The organism is Streptomyces sp. NPDC049970 (assembly GCF_040660235.1).
Classification (GTDB): domain Bacteria; phylum Actinomycetota; class Actinomycetes; order Streptomycetales; family Streptomycetaceae; genus Streptomyces.
In genome coordinates, this window is sequence record NZ_JBFALP010000006.1 from 146,722 (window position 1) to 168,169 (window position 21,448).

26 protein-coding genes and 1 pseudogene are annotated in these 21,448 nt (G+C 70.4%); 14 read left to right on the forward strand and 13 right to left on the reverse strand.

Features of this window, described 5'->3' with window-relative positions; all coding sequences use genetic code 11:
* Positions 1 to 2: 2 nt before the first annotated feature.
* Positions 3 to 983 (reverse strand): iron-siderophore ABC transporter substrate-binding protein, encoded by a 981-nt coding sequence (locus AB0I83_RS14000; protein WP_363304737.1) that lies wholly within the window; start codon positions 981 to 983, stop codon positions 3 to 5.
* Positions 980 to 1,825, reverse strand: coding sequence for an ABC transporter ATP-binding protein (locus AB0I83_RS14005; RefSeq protein ID WP_363304738.1), 846 nt, complete (start codon positions 1,823 to 1,825; stop codon positions 980 to 982). The genes AB0I83_RS14000 and AB0I83_RS14005 overlap by 4 nt, the downstream gene beginning before the upstream one ends.
* A 455-nt stretch (positions 1,826 to 2,280) precedes the next feature.
* Here AB0I83_RS14005 and AB0I83_RS14010 point away from each other — a divergent pair, with 455 nt between their 5' ends.
* The 3 genes from AB0I83_RS14010 to AB0I83_RS14020 all read left to right on the forward strand — a co-directional run bounded on the left by AB0I83_RS14010 (position 2,281) and on the right by AB0I83_RS14020 (position 3,910).
* Positions 2,281 to 2,664 carry a DoxX family protein gene (locus tag AB0I83_RS14010; protein ID WP_363304739.1) on the forward strand — a complete coding sequence of 128 codons (384 nt, stop codon included), beginning with the start codon at positions 2,281 to 2,283 and terminating at the stop codon, positions 2,662 to 2,664.
* Positions 2,665 to 2,807: 143 nt separating this feature from the next.
* Positions 2,808 to 3,518, forward strand: a complete 711-nt coding sequence (locus AB0I83_RS14015) for a hypothetical protein (RefSeq protein ID WP_363304740.1) — start codon at positions 2,808 to 2,810, stop codon at positions 3,516 to 3,518.
* A 221-nt stretch (positions 3,519 to 3,739) separates the two neighbouring features.
* Positions 3,740 to 3,910, forward strand: coding sequence for a hypothetical protein (locus AB0I83_RS14020; protein ID WP_356529923.1), 171 nt, complete (start codon positions 3,740 to 3,742; stop codon positions 3,908 to 3,910).
* Positions 3,911 to 4,043: 133 nt separating this feature from the next.
* On the opposite strand, the gene AB0I83_RS14025 is transcribed toward AB0I83_RS14020, so the two are convergent.
* The gene (locus AB0I83_RS14025; RefSeq protein WP_363304741.1) at positions 4,044 to 5,147 is read right to left on the reverse strand and encodes a glycerophosphodiester phosphodiesterase family protein; all 1,104 of its coding nucleotides are present in this window, start codon (positions 5,145 to 5,147) and stop codon (positions 4,044 to 4,046) included.
* 271 nt (positions 5,148 to 5,418) lie between these two features.
* On the opposite strand from AB0I83_RS14025, the gene AB0I83_RS14030 reads away from it, so the two are divergent.
* The 5 genes from AB0I83_RS14030 to AB0I83_RS14050 all read left to right on the forward strand — a co-directional run bounded on the left by AB0I83_RS14030 (position 5,419) and on the right by AB0I83_RS14050 (position 8,932).
* Entirely contained in the window at positions 5,419 to 5,724 is a 306-nt protein-coding gene (locus tag AB0I83_RS14030) for a metalloregulator ArsR/SmtB family transcription factor (protein ID WP_356529919.1), read from the forward strand.
* Entirely contained in the window at positions 5,721 to 6,113 is a 393-nt protein-coding gene (locus AB0I83_RS14035) for a VOC family protein (RefSeq protein WP_356529917.1), read from the forward strand. The genes AB0I83_RS14030 and AB0I83_RS14035 overlap by 4 nt, the downstream gene beginning before the upstream one ends.
* 83 nt (positions 6,114 to 6,196) lie before the next feature.
* Positions 6,197 to 6,613: a DUF393 domain-containing protein gene (locus AB0I83_RS14040; protein WP_363304742.1), complete on the forward strand. Its 417-nt coding sequence runs from the start codon at positions 6,197 to 6,199 to the stop codon at positions 6,611 to 6,613.
* Positions 6,614 to 6,820: 207 nt separating this feature from the next.
* Positions 6,821 to 7,381, forward strand: a complete 561-nt coding sequence (locus AB0I83_RS14045) for a restriction endonuclease (RefSeq protein WP_363304870.1) — start codon at positions 6,821 to 6,823, stop codon at positions 7,379 to 7,381.
* Positions 7,382 to 7,831: 450 nt separating this feature from the next.
* Positions 7,832 to 8,932 carry a YncE family protein gene (locus AB0I83_RS14050; protein ID WP_363304743.1) on the forward strand — a complete coding sequence of 367 codons (1,101 nt, stop codon included), beginning with the start codon at positions 7,832 to 7,834 and terminating at the stop codon, positions 8,930 to 8,932.
* 112 nt (positions 8,933 to 9,044) lie between these two features.
* Here AB0I83_RS14050 and AB0I83_RS14055 read toward each other — a convergent pair whose 3' ends face one another.
* The 3 genes from AB0I83_RS14055 to hemC form a co-directional block, all read right to left on the reverse strand.
* Complete coding sequence (locus tag AB0I83_RS14055) at positions 9,045 to 9,428, reverse strand: VOC family protein (protein ID WP_356839272.1); 384 nt, start codon at positions 9,426 to 9,428, stop codon at positions 9,045 to 9,047.
* Between the two features lie 101 nt (positions 9,429 to 9,529).
* On the reverse strand, positions 9,530 to 9,973 hold the full coding sequence (locus tag AB0I83_RS14060; RefSeq protein ID WP_363304744.1) for an SRPBCC family protein: 444 nt from the start codon (positions 9,971 to 9,973) through the stop codon (positions 9,530 to 9,532).
* A 220-nt stretch (positions 9,974 to 10,193) separates the two neighbouring features.
* Positions 10,194 to 11,129: a hydroxymethylbilane synthase gene (gene hemC / locus AB0I83_RS14065; RefSeq protein WP_363304745.1), complete on the reverse strand. Its 936-nt coding sequence runs from the start codon at positions 11,127 to 11,129 to the stop codon at positions 10,194 to 10,196.
* Between the two features lie 409 nt (positions 11,130 to 11,538).
* On the opposite strand from hemC, the gene AB0I83_RS14070 reads away from it, so the two are divergent.
* Positions 11,539 to 12,354, forward strand: coding sequence for an SAM-dependent methyltransferase (locus AB0I83_RS14070; RefSeq protein WP_356529907.1), 816 nt, complete (start codon positions 11,539 to 11,541; stop codon positions 12,352 to 12,354).
* A 36-nt stretch (positions 12,355 to 12,390) separates the two neighbouring features.
* Here AB0I83_RS14070 and AB0I83_RS14075 read toward each other — a convergent pair whose 3' ends face one another.
* Both AB0I83_RS14075 and AB0I83_RS14080 read right to left on the reverse strand, forming a co-directional pair.
* Positions 12,391 to 13,299, reverse strand: coding sequence for a helix-turn-helix transcriptional regulator (locus tag AB0I83_RS14075; protein ID WP_363304746.1), 909 nt, complete (start codon positions 13,297 to 13,299; stop codon positions 12,391 to 12,393).
* Positions 13,300 to 13,450: 151 nt separating this feature from the next.
* Entirely contained in the window at positions 13,451 to 13,687 is a 237-nt protein-coding gene (locus AB0I83_RS14080; RefSeq protein ID WP_356529905.1) for a DUF397 domain-containing protein, read from the reverse strand.
* Between the two features lie 209 nt (positions 13,688 to 13,896).
* Here AB0I83_RS14080 and AB0I83_RS14085 point away from each other — a divergent pair.
* A pseudogene (locus tag AB0I83_RS14085) lies at positions 13,897 to 14,367 on the forward strand (ATP-binding protein); the annotation flags it as partial.
* A 38-nt stretch (positions 14,368 to 14,405) separates the two neighbouring features.
* Here the strand turns inward: AB0I83_RS14085 and AB0I83_RS14090 are convergent.
* The 3 genes from AB0I83_RS14090 to AB0I83_RS14100 form a co-directional block, all read right to left on the reverse strand.
* Positions 14,406 to 15,038, reverse strand: coding sequence for an SGNH/GDSL hydrolase family protein (locus AB0I83_RS14090; protein ID WP_356529903.1), 633 nt, complete (start codon positions 15,036 to 15,038; stop codon positions 14,406 to 14,408).
* 68 nt (positions 15,039 to 15,106) lie between these two features.
* The gene (locus AB0I83_RS14095) at positions 15,107 to 15,268 is read right to left on the reverse strand and encodes a hypothetical protein (RefSeq protein WP_356529902.1); all 162 of its coding nucleotides are present in this window, start codon (positions 15,266 to 15,268) and stop codon (positions 15,107 to 15,109) included.
* 281 nt (positions 15,269 to 15,549) lie between these two features.
* On the reverse strand, positions 15,550 to 15,960 hold the full coding sequence (locus tag AB0I83_RS14100) for an organic hydroperoxide resistance protein (RefSeq protein ID WP_356529901.1): 411 nt from the start codon (positions 15,958 to 15,960) through the stop codon (positions 15,550 to 15,552).
* A 111-nt stretch (positions 15,961 to 16,071) separates the two neighbouring features.
* On the opposite strand from AB0I83_RS14100, the gene AB0I83_RS14105 reads away from it, so the two are divergent.
* The 3 genes from AB0I83_RS14105 (at position 16,072) to AB0I83_RS14115 (ending at position 18,556) form a co-directional block, all read left to right on the forward strand.
* Positions 16,072 to 16,551, forward strand: a complete 480-nt coding sequence (locus AB0I83_RS14105; RefSeq protein ID WP_363304747.1) for a MarR family transcriptional regulator — start codon at positions 16,072 to 16,074, stop codon at positions 16,549 to 16,551.
* A 124-nt stretch (positions 16,552 to 16,675) separates the two neighbouring features.
* Complete coding sequence (locus AB0I83_RS14110; protein ID WP_356529898.1) at positions 16,676 to 17,500, forward strand: PP2C family protein-serine/threonine phosphatase; 825 nt, start codon at positions 16,676 to 16,678, stop codon at positions 17,498 to 17,500.
* Positions 17,501 to 17,566: 66 nt separating this feature from the next.
* Positions 17,567 to 18,556, forward strand: a complete 990-nt coding sequence (locus AB0I83_RS14115; protein WP_363304748.1) for an MASE1 domain-containing protein — start codon at positions 17,567 to 17,569, stop codon at positions 18,554 to 18,556.
* An 81-nt stretch (positions 18,557 to 18,637) separates the two neighbouring features.
* Here AB0I83_RS14115 and AB0I83_RS14120 read toward each other — a convergent pair whose 3' ends face one another.
* Both AB0I83_RS14120 and AB0I83_RS14125 read right to left on the reverse strand, forming a co-directional pair.
* The gene (locus tag AB0I83_RS14120) at positions 18,638 to 19,927 is read right to left on the reverse strand and encodes an FAD-binding protein (RefSeq protein ID WP_363304749.1); all 1,290 of its coding nucleotides are present in this window, start codon (positions 19,925 to 19,927) and stop codon (positions 18,638 to 18,640) included.
* A 34-nt stretch (positions 19,928 to 19,961) separates the two neighbouring features.
* Positions 19,962 to 20,765, reverse strand: coding sequence for an SAM-dependent methyltransferase (locus AB0I83_RS14125; RefSeq protein WP_363304750.1), 804 nt, complete (start codon positions 20,763 to 20,765; stop codon positions 19,962 to 19,964).
* Between the two features lie 329 nt (positions 20,766 to 21,094).
* On the opposite strand from AB0I83_RS14125, the gene AB0I83_RS14130 reads away from it, so the two are divergent.
* Positions 21,095 to 21,289, forward strand: a complete 195-nt coding sequence (locus tag AB0I83_RS14130; protein ID WP_356529891.1) for an antitoxin — start codon at positions 21,095 to 21,097, stop codon at positions 21,287 to 21,289.
* The last annotated feature ends 159 nt before the right edge of the window (positions 21,290 to 21,448 follow it).

Genomic DNA, 21,448 nt, shown 5'->3' on the forward strand with positions numbered 1-21,448 from the left:
GACTACTTCTTCGTCAGGGCGTCGACGAGGGAGTCGATGTACGCCTCCATCGAGCGGGGGCCGCCGAACATCCAGACGCCGTCGGGCAGCCGGTGGACGTGGCCGTCCTTCACGAAGGGCAGCGACTTCCACACGGCGTTCTTCGCGAGGCCGGTGAACGCGTCGCCGTCGGCGTCGTTGGCGACGTACGTGAACCGGACGTCGCCGAGGCCGGTGAGGCCTTCGACGTCGGTGGTCGCGAGGCCGTAGCTCTTGTCACCCTCGACGGTCCAGGCGTTCTTCAGGCCGAGCCTCTCGTTGACCGCGCCGAGGAGGGATCCACCGGTGTAGGCGCGGATGGAGACCTGGTTGGACTGGACGTAGCCGTCGGCGGAGGCGATCTCGGCGCCGCCGAGTCCGGCGTCCGCCAGAGCCTTCTTGCCCTCGGCGATGCTCGTCTCGAAGTCCTTCTTGAGCGTGTCCGCCTGGGCCTCCTTGCCGGTGGCCTTCGCGATGAGGTCGATGCCGTCGTTCATGGTGCCGATCTGGTCGGCCGCGTCGGCGGCGGTCAGCTCCAGGACCGGGGCGACCTTGCGGAGCTGCTTCACGACGGCGGGCGAGAGGTCGCTGGTGGCGACCACGAGGTCGGGTGCGAGGGCCGCGACGGTGTCGATGCTCGGTTCGCCGCGGGTGCCGATGTCCTTGGGGGCGCCGGTGAGCGGAGCCGCGGTGTTCCACGCGGTGTAGCCCTTCACGTCCGCGACACCGACCGGGGCGACGCCGAGGGAGACCAGGTCCTCGACGACGTTCCACTCGGTGGCGACGACCTTCGTGGCCGGGCCGTCGAGCGTCACCTTCGTGCCGGTGGCGTCGGTGAGGGTGATCTTTCCTGCGGGCTTGTCAGCGGCGGCGGAGGCGTCGGAGGACGGCTCGGTTGTTCCGCAGGCGGCCAGGGAGAGAGCGGCGACGGCGACGGCGGCCGTGGCGAGGAGGTGGCGTCTCATGGGGAGGTGCTGAGCCTTTCGGTTCTGGAGTGATGACGGCCGATCGCGCGGGTGCGCAGGCGGCCGGTCGAGGGATCGGTGCCGACGTCGATGCGGATGCCGTAGACGTCCGACAGCCGCTGCGGCGTGAACACGTCCTCGGGCGCACCGTCGGCGACGATGCGTCCCTCGTGCAGGAGTGCGACACGGTCGGCGATCGCCGCCGCCTGGTCGAGGTCGTGGAGGACGACGCCGACCGCGATCCCGTGGTCGTCGGCGAGATCGCGGATCAGGTCGAGGAGTTCGACCTGGTAGCGAAGATCGAGGTAGGTGGTCGGTTCGTCCAGGAGCAGGACACCCGTCTCCTGGGCGAGGCAGCTCGCGAGCCACACGCGCTGGAGTTGCCCGCCGGAGAGCTGCTCGACGCCCCGCCCGGCCAGGTCCTCGACACCGGTCAGGCCGAGCGCCCGGTCGACCGCGGCCGCGCCTGCGGGGTCGGGTCGGCCCCAGCGCCCTCGGTAGGGGTAGCGGCCGAAGTCGACGACGTCCCGCACCGTCAGCCCGCCCGGCGTCGACCGGGACTGGGTCAGAAGGGCGACGCGCCGCGCGAACTCGCGGGCACCGAGGGTGAAGCCGTCCGCGGCCCGGTCGGTCCCCGCGTCGACGGTGAGCGAGCCGGTGCGAGCTGTCTGGAGTCGGGCGAGCGTCCGCAGCAGCGTCGACTTCCCGCTGCCGTTGGGCCCTACCAGGACGGTCACCTCGGCGGGCCGCAGGGCGATGGCCGCGCCGTGCACGACGTCGACCTTGCCGTACGCGACGGTCACTCCGTCGGCGGACAGACCGTGGCCACGCGTCAGTGGCATACCCTCAGCCACCGGGGCACGCACAGCACCGGAAGTGCTCTCACCAGCTCTCATGGGCATTAGGTTAGCCTCACCTAATGCCCACGGGAACCGCACCCCCCGTTTTCAGGGGGAGCCGACCTCGCGCAGTCGGCGGCCACTTCGCCACGGAGGGCGCGCGGGGAGTCCCTGCCCGGCCGATGCCGTCGGCCCGGGTACGCACCGCGGACACCTGGACGGAGCCGGCGGGCAGCGGTACGCCGACAAGGGAGGCCGGCGCCCGGGCACCGGAGCGCACTTGCGATCTGACCGGATGTCAGGCCGGCCGGCCCCGCCACGGGAGGCGCGGGGCACCGCCCCTGCCGGCCGACGGTGCGCGAACAGGCGCCGCAGGTTCCTCCCCGGCTCGACGGGATTTTCTTACTCCGAAGTAACCTCAGTCTCCCGAACCGCTGTCCCAGCCCCAGGAGATCTCCATGGCACGCGCCCCTCGTATCCCGAGCTCGCCCCTGCTGCTCGCCGGTCTGATGGCCGCCGCCGGGGCCGCGCACCTCGCCGCTCCCGAGCCGTTCGACGCACTCGTGCCGCGAGCGCTCCCCGGTAGCCCCAGGGCATGGACCCGGGCCAGCGGTGCCGTGGAGCTGGCGCTCGCGGCGGGACTCGCCCTGCCGGGAACCCGGCGTCTCAGCGCCCGGGCCACCGCGCTCTTCTTCGTCGGCGTCTTCCCCGCCAACGTCAAGATGGCCTACGACTGGCGCAACCGGCCCGCACCGGTGCGGGCGCTCGCCTACGGCCGGCTCCCGCTGCAGCTCCCCCTCTACCTGTGGGCCCGCGCGGCAGGCCGTCCCACCACGGGCTGACCGGCCCGACGGATTCAGGCAGTGCGCGCCTCCGGCGTCCCGGCGGAGCGGGTACCGGCCTCCTCCCCCGCCCGGACATCCGGACCACCGGGCAGTGGAAAACCGTTCGACAGGCCTGCCCGATCGGGCCATGATCCGCTCTCGTGACGACGCAGAAGCAGCTCCTGGTCCGGACCGCCGCCCGGAACAACGCCGAGTGGTGCGCGGCGATGAGCCGTTCCCACGGCGTGCCGGGCGAATTCGGCGCGGACGCCTGGAGCGCTCCGGTCCGTACCCCGCTGTTCTACCCCGACGCGGTAACGCTGGCGCCGGGCGCCGCCCCTGCCGAGCTGGCGCGGCGGATCGACACCAGCGTGCCGGGCGCTTCCGTCAAGGACAGTTTCGCCGACCTCGACCTCACGGCCGCCGGGTACCAGGTCCTGTTCGAGGCGCAGTGGATCCACCGCCCGGCCGGTGCGCCGGCCAAGGCATCCGATCTCGTATGGGACGTCGTGGACGACCCGGCGGCGCTGGGCGCCTGGGCGGCCGCCTGGGACGACGGGGACGGCAACGCGGGACTCTTCAGGCCGGAGTTGCTCGACGACCCGTGCACCTTCGTGCTCGCCGGGCGTTCGCCGGTCGGCCGGGTGACGGCCGGAGCGGTGGCGAGTCGCAGCGCCCAGGCGGTCGGCGTCTCCAACGTCTTCGCCCTGGATGGTGGCCCCGACACAGCCTGGCCTCTGGTGTCGGGAGCACTGCACCGCCTGTTTCCCGGCCTGCCTGCGGTCGGCTACGAACACGGTGACACCTTGGCGGCTGCGGTGCGCCATGGCTTCGAGCCCGTCGGCCCGCTGCGGATCTGGCTGCACGGCTGAGGAGTCACCAGTCGGCTCCTGCCGAGTCCGGTGCCGCGCCCGCGGGATGTGTACGGCGGAACCCGAGGCCTCGGAATGCGCTGCGCCCCGCGGACCGGACGCCTCGATCGGGCGCGACCCCTCTGCCGGTCCCCGTGGCCGCCTCGGACTGCTCCTGCGCACCCAGGTCTGTTTGCCGCGCGGCTGGGCACACGTGTTCCAACCTACTAAGGAGCTACCTCATGCTGGCCATCGCCGCGGCAGTACTGTTCTTCATCTCCTTCCTGATCAACGCAGCCGACATCGCGACGAACGACATCTTCTCGTCCGTGAACGTCATGCTGATCGGCCTCGGCCTGCTGGCTCTGCACGTCGCGGGAATCGGCAACGGACGCCGGCCCGGCAGACGGTGATCTGCGGGTGAACGCCCATGAGTTCGACAGCCCTCGGTGTGATCGCGGCCGGCCCTTGCGGGCCGTTTCGCACCGGGGGCTGTCCAACTCGCATGTGGGGGGCTTGGTTCACGACGGCTCTCCCGGCCTACGCTCAGGCTCGCGCTCCCCGCTCCCCCTCGGAGTGCCGCGGCGCCGGGTACGAGGTGGGCAGGCGCATCCCGCGGCCGGCCATGACGGCGCGTACCCGGTCGGGGTAGTCGGTGATCACCCCGTCGACACCCAGGTCCATGAGCGCCTCGATGGTGGCGGGGTCGTCGCACGTCCACGGAATGACCTTCAGTCCGCGCCGGTGGGCATCGGACACCATTCTCCTGTCCGGGTAGAACCGGAAGTCCGGGTCCGCGACCGTGCCGTTCTGCGGGAAGCCGTAATTGGGCGACAGAGCGGTGACTCCGGGGATCGACGCCGCGGCCCTCACGAAATCACCGTCGTAGTCATCGGCGTCGACACCACCGAGCCAGGGCGACGCACCGGCCTGGCCCACCTGCAGGAAGTCGTAGTTGGTCAGCGCCACCAAGGGGTAGGCCGGCGCGAGCCTGTGCATCTCCTTCAGCGCACCCCAGTCGAAGGACTGGACGGTGACCTGCTTCTCGATGCCGGAGCGGTGGATCTCCTCGAAGACCCGCCGCACGAAGAGCTCGCGGGGTGCGGTCTGCTCGGGCGCTCCGGCCTCAACCTTGGTCTCGATGTTCAGCTTGACGCGCTTCGCACGGTAGCTCTTGACCAGGCCGAGGACATCCTTGAGCTCGACCATGCGAAAGCCCTTGATCTGCTCCTGTTCGGGATAACCGGGCAGCTGCTGGTACCCGCAGTCCATGCTCTTGATCTGCGCGAGGGTCAGGTCCTTGACGTACTTCCCGACGTACGGGTACTGGGCGTCCCCCGGGGCCACCGGCCCGGTGTCCCTGCACTTCTGGGCGCTGATCTGCCGGTCGTGGTTGACGACCACCCTCTGGTCCCTGGTGATCTGGGTGTCCAGCTCCAGGGTGCTGACACCGAGGCGTATGGCCTTGCCGAAGCCTTCGAGGGACTCCTCCGTGGTCAGGCCGAGGCCTCCGCGGTGTGCCTGGAGGTCGAAGGCAGCGCCCCGAGAGGGCTGGTGGTCGTGATGGGCCGCGTCCGCCCCGGCGGACGTCGCCGGGACGGCGAGGGCGGGAAGAAGGGCCAGGGCGGCGACTGTGCGCTTGAGGGGCATGCGTGCCTCGTCTCTGTCGTACCGGATGCCGGGAAGCCAATCGAAGGAGGGCGACCGGTAGGCACAGGAGCCGTGTGGCCGTGGTGAACGCGCGCGAAACGGTGTCCACCGAGCGGCCTGGGGCCAGTCGGACCGGTGACGGCTGGCACCACCCGGCCGGGCTCTCCTCCTGTGCGGACTGTCGCCGGGAACGGCACTCGTCCGTCGCCGTCATGCTCCACGCGCGACGCGACGCTTGATAGGCAAGCAGATACTTGCCTATGGTGGTTCCGTGGCGGAGGATGTTTTCAAGGCGCTGGGTGACCCGACCCGTCGGCGCATCCTCGACGCGCTGTCCGAACGCGATGGCCAGACCCTGTTCGAGATCTGCACGCGACTGGTGACCGAACACGGACTCGGGCTGTCGCGCCAGGCCGTCAGCCAGCACCTGTCCGTACTGGAATCGGCGGGCCTGGTCCGTTCGCGACGCCAGGGACGCTACAAGTTCCACGATCTGGACACCGAACCACTGCAACAGATCGTGACCCGATGGCTCAGGCCCGACAAGACGGCCCGACACGACGGAGAGCACCCATGAAGATTCACCTGTCGAGCGTCTTCGTCGACGACCAGGACAAGGCCCTGCGCTTCTACACGGAGGTGCTGGGCTTCGTGAAGAAGACGGAAGTCCCCCTGGGCGAGGACAAGTGGCTGACCGTGGTCTCGCCGGAGGCCCCCGACGGCGTCGAACTACTGCTGGAGCCCGACAGCCATCCTGCGGTGAGGCCCTACAAGACGGCTCTGGTCCTCGACGGCATCCCGGCCACCTCCTTCGCCGTGGACGACGTACACGCGGAGTTCGACCGGCTGCACGGGCTCGGAGTGCGCTTCACCCAGGAACCGCTGGAGATGGGCCCGGTCACGACGGCCGTGTTCGACGACACCTGCGGCAACCTCATCCAGATCGTGCACAGCGAACAGCCCTGACGCCATCGGGGAGGTGGCGTGGGGCGCGGGAGGTGGGCCCGCGCGACGGATCGGCCCTGTAGGCGATGCGGCATCATGAGGTCATGCGGACCCGACCTGTGCTCGTCTACGACGGAGACTGCGCCTTCTGCACCTCCTCGGTGGTCTTCGCCGAACGCCGTCTGCGGCCCGACTGCGAGAGCACGCCCTGGCAGTTCGCGGACCTGGCGCCCCTCGGCGTCACGCGAGAGCGTGCCGCGTACGAACTGTTGTGGATCACCCCGACCGGGACGGTGCACGGCGGGGCCCAGGCCGTCGCAAAGCTGCTGCTGAGCGCCGGAGGAGGGTGGAGCGTCCTGGGCGCCCTGCTCACGCTGCCGCCCGTCCGATGGATCGCCCACGGCGCCTACCGACTCGTCGCCGACCACCGCGAACGGATGCCCGGTGGCACACCCGCCTGCGCCGTGCCCGCAGGACAACGGCCAGGTGCGCACGGCTCACGGCCGCCGAGCACGAGCTGACCCTGTCGACGAGGACCGACCGGACTCTTCGGAGGTCCGGGCGCCGAATCCTCGCCGTACGCGCGAAGGGCCGTACCCGCGTCCACCGCCCCGGCCGGGAGAACGGCTCGTTCCGGCCGCTCACGCCCGGATGAAACCGCCGCCCGATGGGGAGCAACAGGCGGTATCACTCGACGGGGAGGCGCACGCGTGAGCACAGCACTGCTGATGGCCCTGGTGGCCGCAGTCGCCGGGGCCGTCGTCACCGGACTGGTGCGTACCGGACGTCGGGAGGCGCGGGCCGAGAAGGTGCGGCTGGCCGAGGACGCACGACGGCGGGCACGACGGACACTGGACACGGTCTGGGAGATGGACGACCGCGAGTTCGAGGAGTACGTCGCGGAACTGTGCCGCCGGGACGGATGCACCGAGGTGCGGCGCGTGGGTGGCGCCGGTGACCTGGGCGCCGACGTGATCGGCCTCCTGCCGGACGGCAGGAGACTGGTCGTCCAGTGCAAGCGCTACGCGAAGCACCGGACCGTCGGCAGCAGGGACATCCAGACCTTCAACGGGACCGCCCGGGCGCACCACGGCGCCGACGTGCCGCTCTTCGTCGCCTCCTGCGTCTTCACCGCCCCGGCCAGGAAGTTCGCCGACACACAGCGCCTGACCCTCATCGACGTCGACCTGCTCGGATTCTGGAACAGCGGTACCGCGCTCACCTCGTTCCTCGACCTCGACATCGGCCGGTCCGGGAACAACCGGAAGCTCCCCCCGGACTACGGCTGACGGGCGCCCGCGATGCCCCCACTCCCCCGTAACCCCAACAAGGCACGCATCGCCGCGCACAGGACCTGGGGCGTGGCTCCGGTGTTCGTCGACTGCGGTGCGTTCGCCGGTCCGGGCGTGATCATCGCCCTGACGTCGACTGCGGTACGACAGGCCGAACTGCCGCGGTGGCGAACCGCTTCGATGCGGCGGTGAGACCGCCACCAAGCCCCTCCCCAACCTGATCACCGGTTGCCCTTTGAGGAAGAATGAGCTTAGGGTTACCTAACTTTTACTCGATGTCCGAGGGGCGCACCGTCCGCGCGTGCCGGCCGCGTGCCGACGGTGCGCATCGGCGGGACGCCCCACGGCCCCATCACCCCGGCCACCAGTGGACACGCGGCGTGGCGGCTTCGCGCCCCAGACCGCGTGCGCCTCGACGGAGGCGCGCCTCCAGGGAGAACAGCACACATGTCCTCGCTCAATCGCCGTGTCCGCCGAGCGGCCGCGACCGCCGTGGCGCTCGCGGTCGGCAGTGCCCTCACCCTGACCGGATCCGCCACGGCGGTGGCCCCCGGCTCACAGGCCGGCTCGCACGTCACTTCGGTGCCGCTCGCGCAGGGTCTCTACCAGTCCGCCTACTCGGCGCGCAACGACACGCTGTGGGCCACTTCCGCCATGGGACAGCCGCCGGCCCCGGTGACCGGGTCCCGGTTGCTGAGGATCGACCCCGGCACCCTCGAAGTGGAGGCGGCGTACACACCTCCCACGAACGGCACCGTCGAAGCCGTGTACGGAATCGACGTGGACGACGAGCACAACACCGTCTGGGTCACCAACACCCGGAACAACTCGGTCGCCGTCTACAGCCAGAGGACCGGCAGGCACCTCGCCACCCGTCCGGATGTGAACCACTCCCGCGAGGTCGTCGTGGACGAGGTCCGCGACGTCGTGTGGGCCACCGCTTTCGGTGACGGCGCCCTCGTCGCCTTCGACAGCCGCACGTTCGAGGAGGTCGAGCGTGTCACCGTGGAGGGGAGCGGCCCGACCGGGCTCGCGGTGAACGAACGGACCGGGGCGGTCTACGCCGCCGATTTCACCAACAGCCGTATCATCGAGGTCACTCCTGGCTCCCGGACGCCGCGGCTGATACCCACCGGCGGCGGACCGCTCTCGGTCGCCCTGTCCAAGGACGGGCGTACCGCCTACACCGCCGACCAGACCTCGGGAACCCTCTCCGTGGTCGACCTGCGCAAGGGCGCTGTCACCAGGTCGGTGCCGACCGGCGAAGGCGCGAAGTCCGTTGCCACGGAGCCGTGCTCCGGCCGCGTGCTGGTCGTGAACCGGCTGGCAGCGGGGGTGTCGGTGGTCGATCCGCGTACGGGAACCGTCGTGGAGACGGTGACCACCGACGCCCTCCCCAACCACGTCAGGACGACCGGGACCGGCACCGCCTACGTCCTCGACAAGTCCGCCGCGGGCCCGGAGGGTGAGGACGGACTGACCCGGATACGCCTGGGCTCCGCCACGCAGGCCCCGCACGCGGCGGCGGGGAAGCGTCGCGGGTGCTGACCGTGAGGCACGGGGGACGCGGCAGCGCTCCCCCCGCGTCACCACGGCGGTCCTCGGGACCGGCCACGTCCAGAAGCACTCCGCGACCGGTCCGAGCGCTGATCCGCGAACGTCAGGGGCGGTAACGCAGCGGGTGGTCCGCGGGTACCTCGGTCAGCACGATGCGGTGGCCGTCCGGGTCGGCGATCCACATCTCGATCAGCCCCCAAGGCTCCTGGACAGGCGGGCGGAGCACGACGGCCCCACTCCGTGACACCTCTTCGTAGGCCTCGGCGCAGTCGGCGACCTGCATCCACAGCCGCAGGGTCTCGGTCGGCGGAGCGTCCGAGCGTCCCGAGACCTCGAGGAATCCGCCGCCGAGGAAGTAGACGGTTCCGCGCTCGGGCCCGGTGCCGAACTCCCGGTAGACGGCCAGCCCGAGCGTACGGCCGTAGAAGTCGCGGGAGACCTCCGGGTCACGGGGCCTCAGCAGAATCCGGCTGCTCAGTACGTGCATGGCTGAGACCCTACGTCGACGGCGGCGCCGGAGCCCTCCCCCGGCGCGTCTGCCAGGCAGGCACCGTTCAAAGGATGTGCGACGTCGAGGCTGCGCGATGCTCAGGAGGCCTCGACCGCGGCTTTGATCCGCTGCCCGAAGGCCGGAGCGTCCTTCCGCGCGGCAGCGGCGGCGAAGCCGACCAGGAGCTTGCCCAGACGATGTCCTTCCAGATCGTTGAAGATTCGAACCTTGGTCCGGTCACCGGCCAGGGGCTCAAGGTCGTACCCGCCCTCCCTCGCCGTCACCAGGTTCGTCGACTGTTCCTGCCAGCGGATCCGGGTCGGTGCGACGAGCTCGCTGATCCTGAACTCGCGCCGGGTCGTCATGCCCGCGTCCTTCACCGTGCTCCGGAAGACTGTGCCCACCGCCGTCGGCCCGGTCGGTGTCTTCGAGATGCTCTGCACACGCGGGCTGAACTTCCTGTCGTTCTCACCGTCGGCGAGAAACGCGTACACATCGGCGACAGGGCGGTCGACCTCGACCGCCACCTCGAACCTGGCCATGCCTTCTCCTCTCGCGGGACGGGTGCGGACGCGGCGCGGCCCACCCGTGCCGGGTGCTCCCTCCAAGGATCCGGGCTGGGGGCCCCGTCGGCAGCCGGTCGGGCACCTTCCGCGTGCAAACGGGTGTCCGGGCTCCCTGGGCAGCCGGGCGACCAGGGCTCACGGGGTCCCCGGGCGGCCGGTGCGTGGGGATGCCCGGACTCCGGGCATCCCCACGATCTCAGTGCGCGATGCCGTCGATCAGGTCGCGTGCCCCCTGGCGCAGGAGCGCCACGGCGACCGAGGTGCCGAGAGTGGCGGGGTCGAGCGGCCCCGCCCATTCGTGTGCGTTGAGGACGGTCTTGCCGTCAGGTGTGAACACACAGGCCCGAAGGGAGAGATCGCCGTTGCGGTGCGCGGTGGCGTACCCCGCGATCGGGGAGTTGCAGTGCCCCTGGAGGACGTGGAGGAACATGCGCTCGGCCGTGATCTCCCGGTAGGTGCCGGGGTGGTTGAGCGCACCGACGGCGTCGATGGTCGCCGTGTCGTCCTCCCGGCACTGGAGGGCGAGGACGCCCGCTCCGATCGGCGGGCACATCACCTCAGGGCCGAGGACGTCGCTGATCACGTCGGGGCGGCCGATGCGGTGGAGGCCGGCGACCGCCAGGAGGAGCGCGTCGACCTCGCCCGCCGCGAGCTTCGCCAGCCTGCGGTTGGCGTTCCCACGGAAGGGAACACACTCCAGTTGCGGGTGCGAGGCCGCGAGCTGCGCCACCCGGCGGACGGAGGAGGTGCCGATGCGCGTGCCGTCGGGAAGCTGGTCGAGCGTCAGCCCTTCCGGATGGACGAGGGCGTCACGGATGTCGTCGCGCTTCAGGAAGGCGGCGAACGTCGTGCCGGCCGGCAACGGGCGGTCGGCGGGGATGTCCTTGACACAGTGCACGGCGAGGTCCGCCTCACCGGCCAGCAGTGCGGCGTCGACCTCCTTGGTGAAGGCCCCTTTGCCCTCGACCTGCGAGAGGTCCCCCAGCCACCGGTCGCCCGTGGTGCTGACGGGCACCACCTCGGTGACGGTCGCGGGATGCAGGACGGCGAGTTCGGCCCGGACACGCTCGACCTGGGCGAGGGCCATGGGTGAGTCGCGCGAGACGATACGGATCAGCTCAGGGACGGACATGGTGTCCACGATAGTCCGCCGGACTCGAGCGCCGATCGTCCGACGCGAGTCGTTGACCGTCGCACGTCACGCTTGCGGCCAGGGGCAGAAGAAGACGATCGACATCGATTTCAAGCCGCGTTACGGGGCTGCCGCAGAGGTCTGCGCAGAGCATTACAGTCCGCCCCACGACGCGGCAAAAGGGCTTCAATCACGCAGAGTTGTTCATCCGCATGATCAGTAAGGGGCCTTTGCCCCGAAGACCGCGCACCATCTCCCGTCGGTGCGGGTGTCCTGCGAACGCCCCGGCTGGCCGATATCTCGCCCTGCGGTCTTGCCTCACTCCCCCGAGGACTGTCAGCCGCACCACGAGATACCTAGCATGGCGTTTCGACAACCGACTTCTTCTCTATGAACCGCGAGGGGCTGGATGAGCAACGGGGACACCTCCATTCCGAAGAACATCGATGTGAACGTGCCGAGCGTCGCGCGGATGTACGACTACTACCTGGGCGGAAAGGACAACTACCCCGCCGACCGCGTCGCGTGCGAGCAGTTGCTGGAGGTCGTACCGAGCACCAAGGTCCTGGCGGTGAACAACCGGCGCTTCCTGCGCCGTGTCGTCCACCATCTGGCGTCCGAGTACGGGATCCGTCAGTTCATCGACCACGGATCCGGCCTGCCGACCCAGGACAACGTCCACCAGGTCGCGCAGCTCGTGGATCCCGACGCCAGGGTCATCTACATCGACAGTGATCCCATCGTCCTGGCACACGGCAGGGCGATACTCGAGGAGAACGACAGGACCGCCGTGATCCAGGCGGACATGCGGGACACCGACGGTATCCTCGGCCACCCGGAGGTGACCCGGCTGATCGATTTCGACAAGCCGGTGGCCGCCCTGTTCGTCTCGGTGATGCACTGCATCCCGGACGAGGACGACCCTGCCGCCCTGGTGCGCCGGGTCGCCGACAGACTGGCGCCTGGAAGCTTCCTGGTGGTGTGTCAGCTGGTGAGCGAGGACAAGGCGACGCGCGACTTCGTCACGGACTTCATGGCGAAGAGCACCGGAAACCAGTGGGGCAGGGTGCGCCGCCAGGACGACGTCCGGGAATTCCTCGAAGGCCTGGAGGTACTGGAGCCCGGCCTGGTGGAGGTCTCGACCTGGCGGCCGGACTCCGATCTCGCGCCGAAGCAGGAGACCCAGGAGTGGATCGAGTACGGCGGTGTCGGCCGCAAACGGTGACGCGCCCCGAGTGACGGCTCCGGGCGGGGTGGGCGCTCAGGCGTAACGCTTGAGCGCCTGCCTCAGCAGTTCCCTGCTCGCGACCGGGCTCGGGGACTGGGCGCTCAGGGAGTCCAGGATCCACCGGTACTCGTCCGTACTCTCCGGCTTGTTGACGGACGTGGCGTTGGTCAGGTGCTCGATGTACGCGACGTCGGGGAGCCCTTCCATCGCGAACCTGAGATACGTGATGCCGTTGCCCGGAGAGGTGTGAGCAGTCACATCGAACGGGGCGACCTGCACGATCACATGGGGCAGTTCGGTCATCTCCAGGAGATGGGCGAGCTGTTCGCGCATCACGGCGGCGCCGCCCGTCGGGCGCATCAACACCGCCTCGTCCAGCAGGACCCAGAGTTTCGGTGCGTCGCAGCGGCTGAGCAACTCCTGTCGCTTGAGCCGTAGTTCGACCCTGCGCCGGGTGAGCTCCTCCGATTCGAGTGCGTGCCCGGAACGCACCACGGCGTGGGCGTAGGCAGCCGTCTGGAGAAGGCCTGGAATGTAGTGGCCCTCGTATGTACGGATGGAGGCCGCGGCCTCCTCGAGACCGACCAGCGGCTCGAACCAGTCCGGCAGTACGTCGGCGAAGCTTCGCCACCATCCGCGCTGCCCGGCCCTGCGCACCAGGTCGATGAACTCGTCGGTGCGAGCGGGATCAGACACACCGTAGAGCGCCAGGAGATCGACCGCGTCGCGCTCCTTGCACGGAGAGTGCCCCGTCTCCATACGGCTGATCTTGGCGATGGAGCACCGGATACGGGTGGCGGCGGCCTCGGTCGTGAGACCCGCCTCGCCACGCAGCCGCCGCAGTTGCGCACCCAGAACCAGGCGCAGTGCCGTGGGACTTGCCCCCGAGGCCGTGGCGAGCGCGGGCCTCGGTGACGGCTGCAGTGGTTCGATGCCGGGCATGCGGGGCTCCTGAAGGCGGACGTCTTGACGCCAGTGTGCCATCAGGAGCCCCAGGAAAGGCCGTTCGGTGCGAAGTACGGCGGATTTTCAGCCGGTCGGCGCCGCGCGGGCCCAACCACTCAGGCTCTGGAGCCCTCCTGGTGGTGGGTCCTCAGCCGGCTATGCCGTCGAAGTCGCCGTCCCGCACACCGGCCAGAAACGCACGTACCTCGGCCCCGGTGTACACGAGGGCGGGCCCTTCCGGATGCCTGGAGTTGCGCACCGCCACCTCACCGCCGGGCAGCAGTGCCATCTCGACACAGTTCCCGCTCGGATTGCTGTGATGGCTCTTCCTCCACTCCACGCCGGTCAGGGAGTTGGCGGGGACACCGTTGTCGATGTGTTGCATGCGGTTCATTCCTTTTCGACTGTCTGCTCTGTTCCTCACGTGCGCGCCGAGGCGCCTACCCGCGCCGGGTGAACAGATGTCCTCCGCTCACACCCCCGTGTGCAATTTCCGATGCAATTGCACACGGAACGCGAACGGCGAGGATACTAGTGGCCGTCGGGCCCCCACGGAACCTCGCACCGGCCTTCACCGGAGGGTGATCAGCGCTCATGCACTCGGAGAACACACCACCACGCCACGTGACCGTCACCCCCGCGCCCTGTCGGGCGGTCGGAGATCCTCACGACGAGCTGGCCCGCGATCTCGGGATCAGAGCGCCCGGATTCACCACGCGCGGCCTGGGGCCCGATCCCGAAAGCCTGCGGCAGGCAAGGGAGTTCGTCCGCGATTCGCTCGAACGGTGGGGCCTGAGGTCGTGCGCGGACGAGGTCGCCCTCGTCGCGGGTGAGCTGATGAGCAACGCGGTGTGCCACGGACTTCCTCCCGCGGCCGCGTCCACGGCGCGACTCGGCCTCGCGCGACAGGACAGCACGCTGGTCTGCGCGGTGAACGACCCCAGTCCGGAGCTGCCCGTACTGCGGGCCGAGGACGAGTTCCTGGAACGCGGCAGGGGAATGCGCATCGTCGACGCGCTGAGCAGTTCCTGGGGCTGGTCACGGCCCACCCGCGCGGGCAAGACCGTCTGGGCCAGGATCGCCGTACCCCGGGAGCCCGGGGATCACAGCCCGGCGAGCGCCACCCAGGCGTCGGCGAGCAGCCTGTGCCCGAGCGGCGTCGGGTGCACCCCGTCCCCCGCGATGTGCTCCGGCCCGCCCGCCGTGCGCGCGGCCTGGTTGAGCAGACCGTCCGCGGCCAACAGGGCGGCATCGAATTCCTCGGCCAGCCTGCGGACCGTCTGAATCCTGGGATCGAGGTCCTCGCGCCAGGCCCACTGCTCGTCCCGCACCGGGACCAGGAAGGGCTCGACGAGGATCAGCTGGGCGTCCAGGCCGTCGCGCACCTGGGTGAGGATGGCTCGGTAGTCGTTCTCGTACGAGCGGACCGAGGTGGCTTCACCGGAGTCGTAGCGGCGCCAGGTGTCGTTCACGCCGATCAGGACGGAGACCACGTCCGGCCGGAGGTCCATCGTGTCCTCGCGCCAGCGGGCGCGCAGATCCGAGACCCGGTCACCGCCGACCCCCCGGTTGACGAAGGTGATGCCGCTGTCCGGGCGGGCGGATCGCGCGAGATCGGCCGCTCTGCGCGCGTAGCCCAGCCCGAGCGGACTGTCCGGTTCCGTCAGCCGGCCCACGTCGGTGATGCTGTCCCCCTGGAACAGGACGACTGCCGAATCGTGCAGGCTGATGGCCACGCGGTGCTCCGTACGGTCGGGATCGAGAGGTACCGTGCCGATTCTGCCCGCCGGAGACCGGACCAGGCCTAACGCGCGGCGGCCGGGACGCTCATCGTGCTGAAGTCGAGCACGCGGTCCACCTCTTCAAGGGTCGCCTCGGCCACCCGCCGGACCTCGGCCGGAACGTCGCCCTGCTCCTCCACCAGTCCGGCGTAGATCGGCGCCTCGGATGCCTCTGCGAAACTCACGTGAAACTGCCTAACGATCGGTTATCCCCGCCAATCAGCGGAAACGGGAGCTGAGTGTACGCGTCGCCCAGCAGCCGCCTCGGGGCGGACCCCGGGGAACGGGCCGAGGCCTCGGAAATCCCGTTGTCGGCGGGGACTGCGACTGCGAGACCGTTTCCGCCGAAGAGGCGGAGCCCAGCGCCCGGAGCGTCGACCTCCGGACCCGGATGCCGCAGGTCCGGCTCCCGCCTCCCTTGCGCGACGTGTGCCCCCACCCCGTGCGGGTGGGGGCACACGATCCACTACTCGATGACGAGCTCGACCTCGATGTTGCCCCGGGTGGCCTTGGAGTAGGGGCAGTAGGCGTGCGTCGCCTCCACCAGCCGGCGGCCGGTCTCACCCTCGAGCGCCTCGGGCAGCTCGACACGCATGACGACGGCCAGGCCGAAACCCTCCCCGTCCTTGCCGATCGAGACCTCGGCCGTCACGGCGACGTCCTTGGTGTCGACCTTCATCTCGCGGGCCACCGAACTCATCGCGCTGGCGAAGCAGGCCGCGTACCCGGCGGCGAAGAGCTGCTCCGGGTTGGTGCCCTCGCCGTTGCCCCCGAGGGCGGGCGGCAGTGCCAGCGCGAGGTCGATCCGGCCGTCCGAGCTCACGGCCCGGCCCTCGCGGCCGTTCGCGGTGGCGGCGGCGGTGTACAGCGCGTCCATGGGGAGACCCTCTCTCGTACGACGGTGACCGAGGACCGGCCACCCACAAAAGAGTGCCACACAATTCAATTGCACACAACTGAATGATGGACGGCAAGCTACTCTGGACCTATGAGGCCACCGCCATCCGCCGCCCCCGACCTGACCGGCCTGCCGGACACCGAGCTGCTCCGGCTGGACCACCAGGTCTGCTTCTCCCTGCAGGCGGCGTCCCGCGCCTTCGGCGGCGTCTACCGGGAAGCGCTCAAGGATCTGGGGCTCACCTACCCGCAGTACCTGGCGATGATGGTGCTCTGGGAGCACGGACCGCTGCCGGTCAAGACGATCGGCGAGCGGCTCCACCTGGACTCGGGCACCCTCTCCCCGCTGCTGAAGAGGCTGGAGTCGGCCGGCCTCGTCAGGCGCGAGCGCAGTCCCGAGGACGAGCGGTCGGTGACCGTCCACCTCACCGACGCGGGGACCGGCCTGCGGGAGCGCGCGCTCCCCGTTCCCCGGTCGATCCTGAGAGCGACCGGTCTCTCGGTCGAGGAGGTGCTCGCGCTGCAGGAGACCCTGGGACGGCTCACGGAGTCGCTCGGCCGCGCGGGCTGACCGGGCCCCGTACGTATGGCCGGGGCGCCGCGCACGGGCCGTACGGGAGGGCCGGGGCGCAGCGCTCGCCGGACCTTCACCACCGAAATATGATGCAGGGACCAATCGCAACGCGGAGCGGCCCATGAATCGGCGTCGAACTCCCCGGTCGGCGAGCGCCGAGGACCTGCTCAGCACCTTGCAGCACCTGACCGCGCGTGCCCGCCAGGAAGTGGAACTGCACCAGGCCCGCGTCGAACTGGCGCAGGCCCTGCAGCGCAAGATGCTGCCCGCGACGCTCCCCTCCTTCCCAGGGCTCCGGACGGCCGCCCGCTACGCACCGGCACGTGACGGACTGGACATCGGCGGCGACTGGTACGACGGCTTCCTGCTGCCGGACGGGTCTCTCGGGCTCGCCATAGGTGACGTCCAGGGCCACGACGTGGAGGCGGCGGCCTTCATGGGGCAGATCCGGATCGCCATGCGCGCGGTCGCCAGTTCGGCCGCCGATCCGGGTGAGGTCGTGGGGCGTACGAACGACCTGATCATGTCGATGGACTCCACGCTCTTCGCGACGTGCTCGTTCCTCCGCCTGGACCCCAGGACCCGGGAGCTGCGCAGCGCCCGCGCGGGTCACGTCGCGTGTGTCTGGGCGACCGCCGACGGCCGCTCGGGGATCACCGCCGACGCCGGCGGCCTCCCGCTGGGCATAGAACTCCATCAGCACTACCCCGTCACCCGGCGCGACCTGGACGTCGACGGAGCCTTCGTCCTGCTCACCGACGGAGTCGTCGAGGGACCGTCGCTGACCATCGACGACGGGCTGGACCGGATCAGGCGCCTGGTGAGCGCCCACGTGCTGGCCGACGCCGAGGAACTGGCCGACCGGGTGCTCCAGGCGGCCGTGTTCACGGGGCACGAGGACGACGCCGCCGTCCTCGTCCTGCGGCACGGCGCCGTGACAGCCTGACCACGCGGACACGCCACCGCGCGTGTCACGGCGGCCCGCAGTCGCGGGCGGTGTCTGATGAGATGCGTGATCCGCAGGGAGAGAACCAGACGCCGAGTCGTGATCGTTCTGCAGATGCTGGGCATCGCCGCCGCCTACTACGCCGCCGGACAGCTCGGTCTGCTCAGACAGGTCGAGGTGCGGAGCTCGGTCGTCACCCCGCTGTGGCCGCCCAGCGGGATCGCCGTCGCGGCGCTGCTGTACCTGGGACTCCGGATCTGGCCCGGGATCGCCCTCGGCGCCCTGCTGACCATCATCTCGATCAGTGACGGTCTCACCTGGTGGGGTGTCGTCATCGCGGCGGGCAGCGCACTCGCCCCCTTGTGCTCCTTCCTGGCGCTGCGCGCGGTGGGGTTCCGTGCGGAGCTCGACCGGCTGCGCGACGGGGTCGCCCTCGTGTTCCTCGGGGCCCTGGGCGGCATGCTCATCAGTGCCACGGTCGGCGCCGGGACTCGGATGCTGAGCGGCGCGCTGCCGGCCGACCAGTTCTGGCCGGTCTGGTCGGCCTGGTGGGCGGGCGACGCGATGGGCGTGCTGATGGTCACCCCCCTGCTGCTGGTCCTGCGCCGGGCACGTCCGCCCGGCCGGGACGCCCGGTGGGCGGAGGCCTCGGCACTCGCGGTCGTCGCGGTCGGGGCGACGATCGTCGCGACCAGGAGCCCGCTCCCCATGATCTATGTGATCTTCCCCGTGCTGATCTGGGCAGCCCTGCGTTTCCAACTGGCCGGCAGCGCCCCGTGCGCCCTCTTCATGTCCGTCATGGCGATCATCGCGGGGACCGACGGCGCGGGGCCGTTCTCCGACGACTCGGTGCTCGAGGTGATGCTCAACCTGTGCATTCTCAACGGCTGTGTGGCGCTCACCGCACTGCTGCTGGCGGCGATCGTGACCGAGCACAACAACATCCGTCACGAGACGGAGGTGGCGTGCGAGGAGCTGGCCGCGCTGGTGGAGGAGCTGGCACCACGTCCGTCGAAGGGGGGCCGGCCGGACGAGCCGCAGGGCGAGCCGGGCTGAACAGGACGCACGCGGCCGACGCCACCGGGCCCACTCGGCCCGCGAGCGCCGCCTTCCGCTCGGCTGGTACGAGCCAGGGCCTCAGGCGGTACGGGGGAAGTGGTGCGCCATGAAGTCGTTCCGGAAGGTTCCGGCACGGTCGAACCGCTCGGCCAGCCGCTCGAAGTCGGCGTGGTGCCGGTACAGATCCCGCAGTGTGCCGGGCGGGGTGGTGAACACCTTGCCCCAGTGCGGCCGGGCCCCGTAGGGCGCGAGAGCCTCCTCCACGACCCCGAGGACAGGCGTCACGGCCGCGGTGTCGGGCACCCAGGTGAAGTGGAACGCGACGGAGTCCCGGCCCTCGGCAGGACTGAGCCACAGGTCGTCGGCGGCCACGGTCCGGATCTCGCCGATCTGGAGCAGATGCGAGAAGCGCTCCCGGACGCGGTCCAGGGCCTCGTAGGCCGCCACCGCGTCACGCCGGGCGACGAAGTACTCGGACTGCAGCTCATCCCCGTTGCTCGGGGTGAATTCGAGCCGGAAGTGGGGAAGCCTGGCGTGCCAGGGGCCGGGCACGCCCTGCTGCTGTGTGCAGTGCTCGGCCGACATGCCTGGGACCGGGTGCCTGGGCCCCTCCGCGAGCTTCGCTCCGTGCCACACGTCCGGGAGGGTGCGGGGCCCGGCCTCCGCGACGCGTGCCTTGAGCCACACCTGGTCGATCGCGCCGCCGTGCCAGCCGGTGAAGAGGCTGACGCTGTACGCCGCGGACATCACCTCGTCGAACCGGCCGAGAAGCTGATCCTGCGGGAGGCCCTCGTACACCCACTGCTGCATTTCGAACGCGGGTACGAGATCCAGGGTCAGACGGGTCACCACCCCCAGTGCGCCCAGGGAAACCACGGCACCGGCGAAATCGGCGTCGCCGCGCTCCAGCGACACCAGGCCGCCGTCCGCGGTGACGAGATCCAGGGCGCGCACGGCGCCGGCCAGAGCCCGGTTGCCCACGCCCGACCCGTGCGTCCCGGTGGCGCACGCGCCTGCTACCGAGATGTGGGGCAGGGAGCCGAGGTTGTGCAGGGCGAACCCGCTGCGGTGCAGGGTCCCGGTCAGCTCACCGAAGCGCAGCCCGGCGCTCACCGTCACCGTCCCGGCACCCTCGTCGATCTGGACGGAACGAGGCAGTCCGGCGACCGAGACGAGGTCGCCCGCGGTGTCGGCGACGGTGTTGAAGGAGTGGCCCGTGCCCAGCGCCCGCACCGCCGTACCGGCGGCCACCACGTCCTGGAGCTCGGCCACCGAGGTGGGTGTGTGCAGCTGTCTGGCGCCGAAGGTGATGTTGCCGGCCCAGTTCGTCTGCCGGGCGGACGGGGCGGGCGCCGAATGGTCGATCATGGCTCCGGAGCTTACGCTCTGCCGGTTCGCGGCCTCAGGGCTTGCGTGCCACGCCGCTGACCGCGTGACTCGGGGGTGCGCCCCCGCTCCTGCCGGGGTCGGGCCGCCACCGCGATGTCCGGACCACACCCGGTTCGACCAGCTCCAGGCCGTCGAAGAACTCGGCGATCCTCGCCGGGCTGCGCAGGTGGTACGAGCTCGCGGAACGGGCGTTGTACGCCTCGATCGCGTGGCTCATCGTGGCGCTCGTGTCCGTGCCGTCGGCGAGGAGCAGATGGCTTCCCGACGGCAGCGCGGTGATCAGCCTGGTGACGAGGGCCCACGGGTCCTCCTCGTCCGGCAGCTGTCCCATGATCCCGAGCATCGTCAGACCGACGGGACGGTCGAGGTCCAGGGTCCGGGCGGCCTCCCGGAGGATGAGGCCGGGATCGCGCACATCCGCGTCCACGTACGCGCACGCGCCCTCGGGGGTGCTGGTGAGCAGCGCGCGGGCATGCGTCAGGACCAGGGGGTCGTTGTCGACGTAGACCACCCTGCACCCGGGTGCCGTCCGCTGGGCGACCTCGTGCGTGTTGTTCGCGGTGGGCAGACCGGTGCCGATGTCGAGGAACTGCCGGATTCCGGCTTCGCCCGCCAGGTACCGGACGGCTCGCGCGAGGAACGCGCGCTGGTCACGCGCGATTCCGGCGATGTCGGGGAACGCGCTGATGATCATCTCGCCGGCCTCGGCGTCGGCGGGGTAGTTGTCCTTCCCGCCCAGCAGGTAGTTCCAGACGCGGGCGGAGTGCGCCTCGTCCGTCCGTAGCGGGTCGGCGGGCGGCCTTCGGTCGGCGGTCATGTGCGAACACCCCTCACACACCTCGACCCCGCGCAGCCGGCGCGCGCCCGGGCGCGTGCACTGCCCGGGGGCTCAGTACGGCAGGGGCCGTCCGGACGGTGTGCGCAGATCGAGCGGGGGCGGCCCCGTGGGGGGTCGCGGACGGCGGACGATCTGGATGCGGCCCACGGCCACCACCTCCTCCTGGTAACCCGGTATCTGCCCATCCAGCCGCCCTTCACACGTCGCGAGCCGTCTCTGGGCCGTCGGCCTGTCCTCGGGGATGCGGACGGGGCCATGTGCGGTGACCCTGGGTGGGTGGGGGAAGCCGAGCCTGAGGAGGATCCGCCATGTCCGCGATGGACAAGATCAAGAAGATGCTGAAGGGCCACGAGGACCAGGCCGGAAAGGGTGTCGACAAGGCCGGTGACATGATCGACGACCGGACCGGGGGCAAGTACGCCAAGCACGTCGACACCGGCCAGGACAAGCTCAAGCAGCAGCTCGGCACCGACCGCGACCAGGACGGTCCGCCCCGCACCTGACAGCGGATCGCGCCGCCCGGTCCCGCCGGGCGGCGCTTCGTCCGCCCTTCCGGTCCCGCGTCCCTGGCCCGTCGACGGCCGGGGCCTCCGGCGCCCGTGCCCTGCCTTCGGGACGTACGGAATCAGGAGCGGATCTCGAGCATGCGCCCGGATTCCTGT

Excerpts from the sequence above, each read along its gene's own strand:
- AB0I83_RS14040 (WP_363304742.1), top strand. The coding sequence starts at position 6,197 with ATGCGGACCCGACCTGTGCTCGTCTACGACGGAGACTGCGCCTTCTGC.
- AB0I83_RS14035 (WP_356529917.1), top strand. The coding sequence starts at position 5,721 with ATGAAGATTCACCTGTCGAGCGTCTTCGTCGACGACCAGGACAAGGCC.
- AB0I83_RS14070 (WP_356529907.1), top strand. The coding sequence starts at position 11,539 with ATGAGCAACGGGGACACCTCCATTCCGAAGAACATCGATGTGAACGTG.
- AB0I83_RS14005 (WP_363304738.1), bottom strand. The coding sequence starts at position 1,825 with ATGCCACTGACGCGTGGCCACGGTCTGTCCGCCGACGGAGTGACCGTC.
- AB0I83_RS14055 (WP_356839272.1), bottom strand. The coding sequence starts at position 9,428 with ATGCACGTACTGAGCAGCCGGATTCTGCTGAGGCCCCGTGACCCGGAG.
- AB0I83_RS14105 (WP_363304747.1), top strand. The coding sequence starts at position 16,072 with ATGAGGCCACCGCCATCCGCCGCCCCCGACCTGACCGGCCTGCCGGAC.
- AB0I83_RS14000 (WP_363304737.1), bottom strand. The coding sequence starts at position 983 with ATGAGACGCCACCTCCTCGCCACGGCCGCCGTCGCCGTCGCCGCTCTC.
- AB0I83_RS14010 (WP_363304739.1), top strand. The coding sequence starts at position 2,281 with ATGGCACGCGCCCCTCGTATCCCGAGCTCGCCCCTGCTGCTCGCCGGT.
- AB0I83_RS14130 (WP_356529891.1), top strand. The coding sequence starts at position 21,095 with ATGTCCGCGATGGACAAGATCAAGAAGATGCTGAAGGGCCACGAGGAC.
- AB0I83_RS14045 (WP_363304870.1), top strand. The coding sequence starts at position 6,821 with ATGGCCCTGGTGGCCGCAGTCGCCGGGGCCGTCGTCACCGGACTGGTG.
- AB0I83_RS14125 (WP_363304750.1), bottom strand. The coding sequence starts at position 20,765 with ATGACCGCCGACCGAAGGCCGCCCGCCGACCCGCTACGGACGGACGAG.
- AB0I83_RS14020 (WP_356529923.1), top strand. The coding sequence starts at position 3,740 with ATGCTGGCCATCGCCGCGGCAGTACTGTTCTTCATCTCCTTCCTGATC.
- AB0I83_RS14025 (WP_363304741.1), bottom strand. The coding sequence starts at position 5,147 with ATGCCCCTCAAGCGCACAGTCGCCGCCCTGGCCCTTCTTCCCGCCCTC.
- AB0I83_RS14080 (WP_356529905.1), bottom strand. The coding sequence starts at position 13,687 with ATGCAACACATCGACAACGGTGTCCCCGCCAACTCCCTGACCGGCGTG.
- AB0I83_RS14050 (WP_363304743.1), top strand. The coding sequence starts at position 7,832 with ATGTCCTCGCTCAATCGCCGTGTCCGCCGAGCGGCCGCGACCGCCGTG.
- hemC (WP_363304745.1), bottom strand. The coding sequence starts at position 11,129 with ATGTCCGTCCCTGAGCTGATCCGTATCGTCTCGCGCGACTCACCCATG.
- AB0I83_RS14060 (WP_363304744.1), bottom strand. The coding sequence starts at position 9,973 with ATGGCCAGGTTCGAGGTGGCGGTCGAGGTCGACCGCCCTGTCGCCGAT.
- AB0I83_RS14075 (WP_363304746.1), bottom strand. The coding sequence starts at position 13,299 with ATGCCCGGCATCGAACCACTGCAGCCGTCACCGAGGCCCGCGCTCGCC.
- AB0I83_RS14110 (WP_356529898.1), top strand. The coding sequence starts at position 16,676 with ATGAATCGGCGTCGAACTCCCCGGTCGGCGAGCGCCGAGGACCTGCTC.
- AB0I83_RS14120 (WP_363304749.1), bottom strand. The coding sequence starts at position 19,927 with ATGATCGACCATTCGGCGCCCGCCCCGTCCGCCCGGCAGACGAACTGG.
- AB0I83_RS14100 (WP_356529901.1), bottom strand. The coding sequence starts at position 15,960 with ATGGACGCGCTGTACACCGCCGCCGCCACCGCGAACGGCCGCGAGGGC.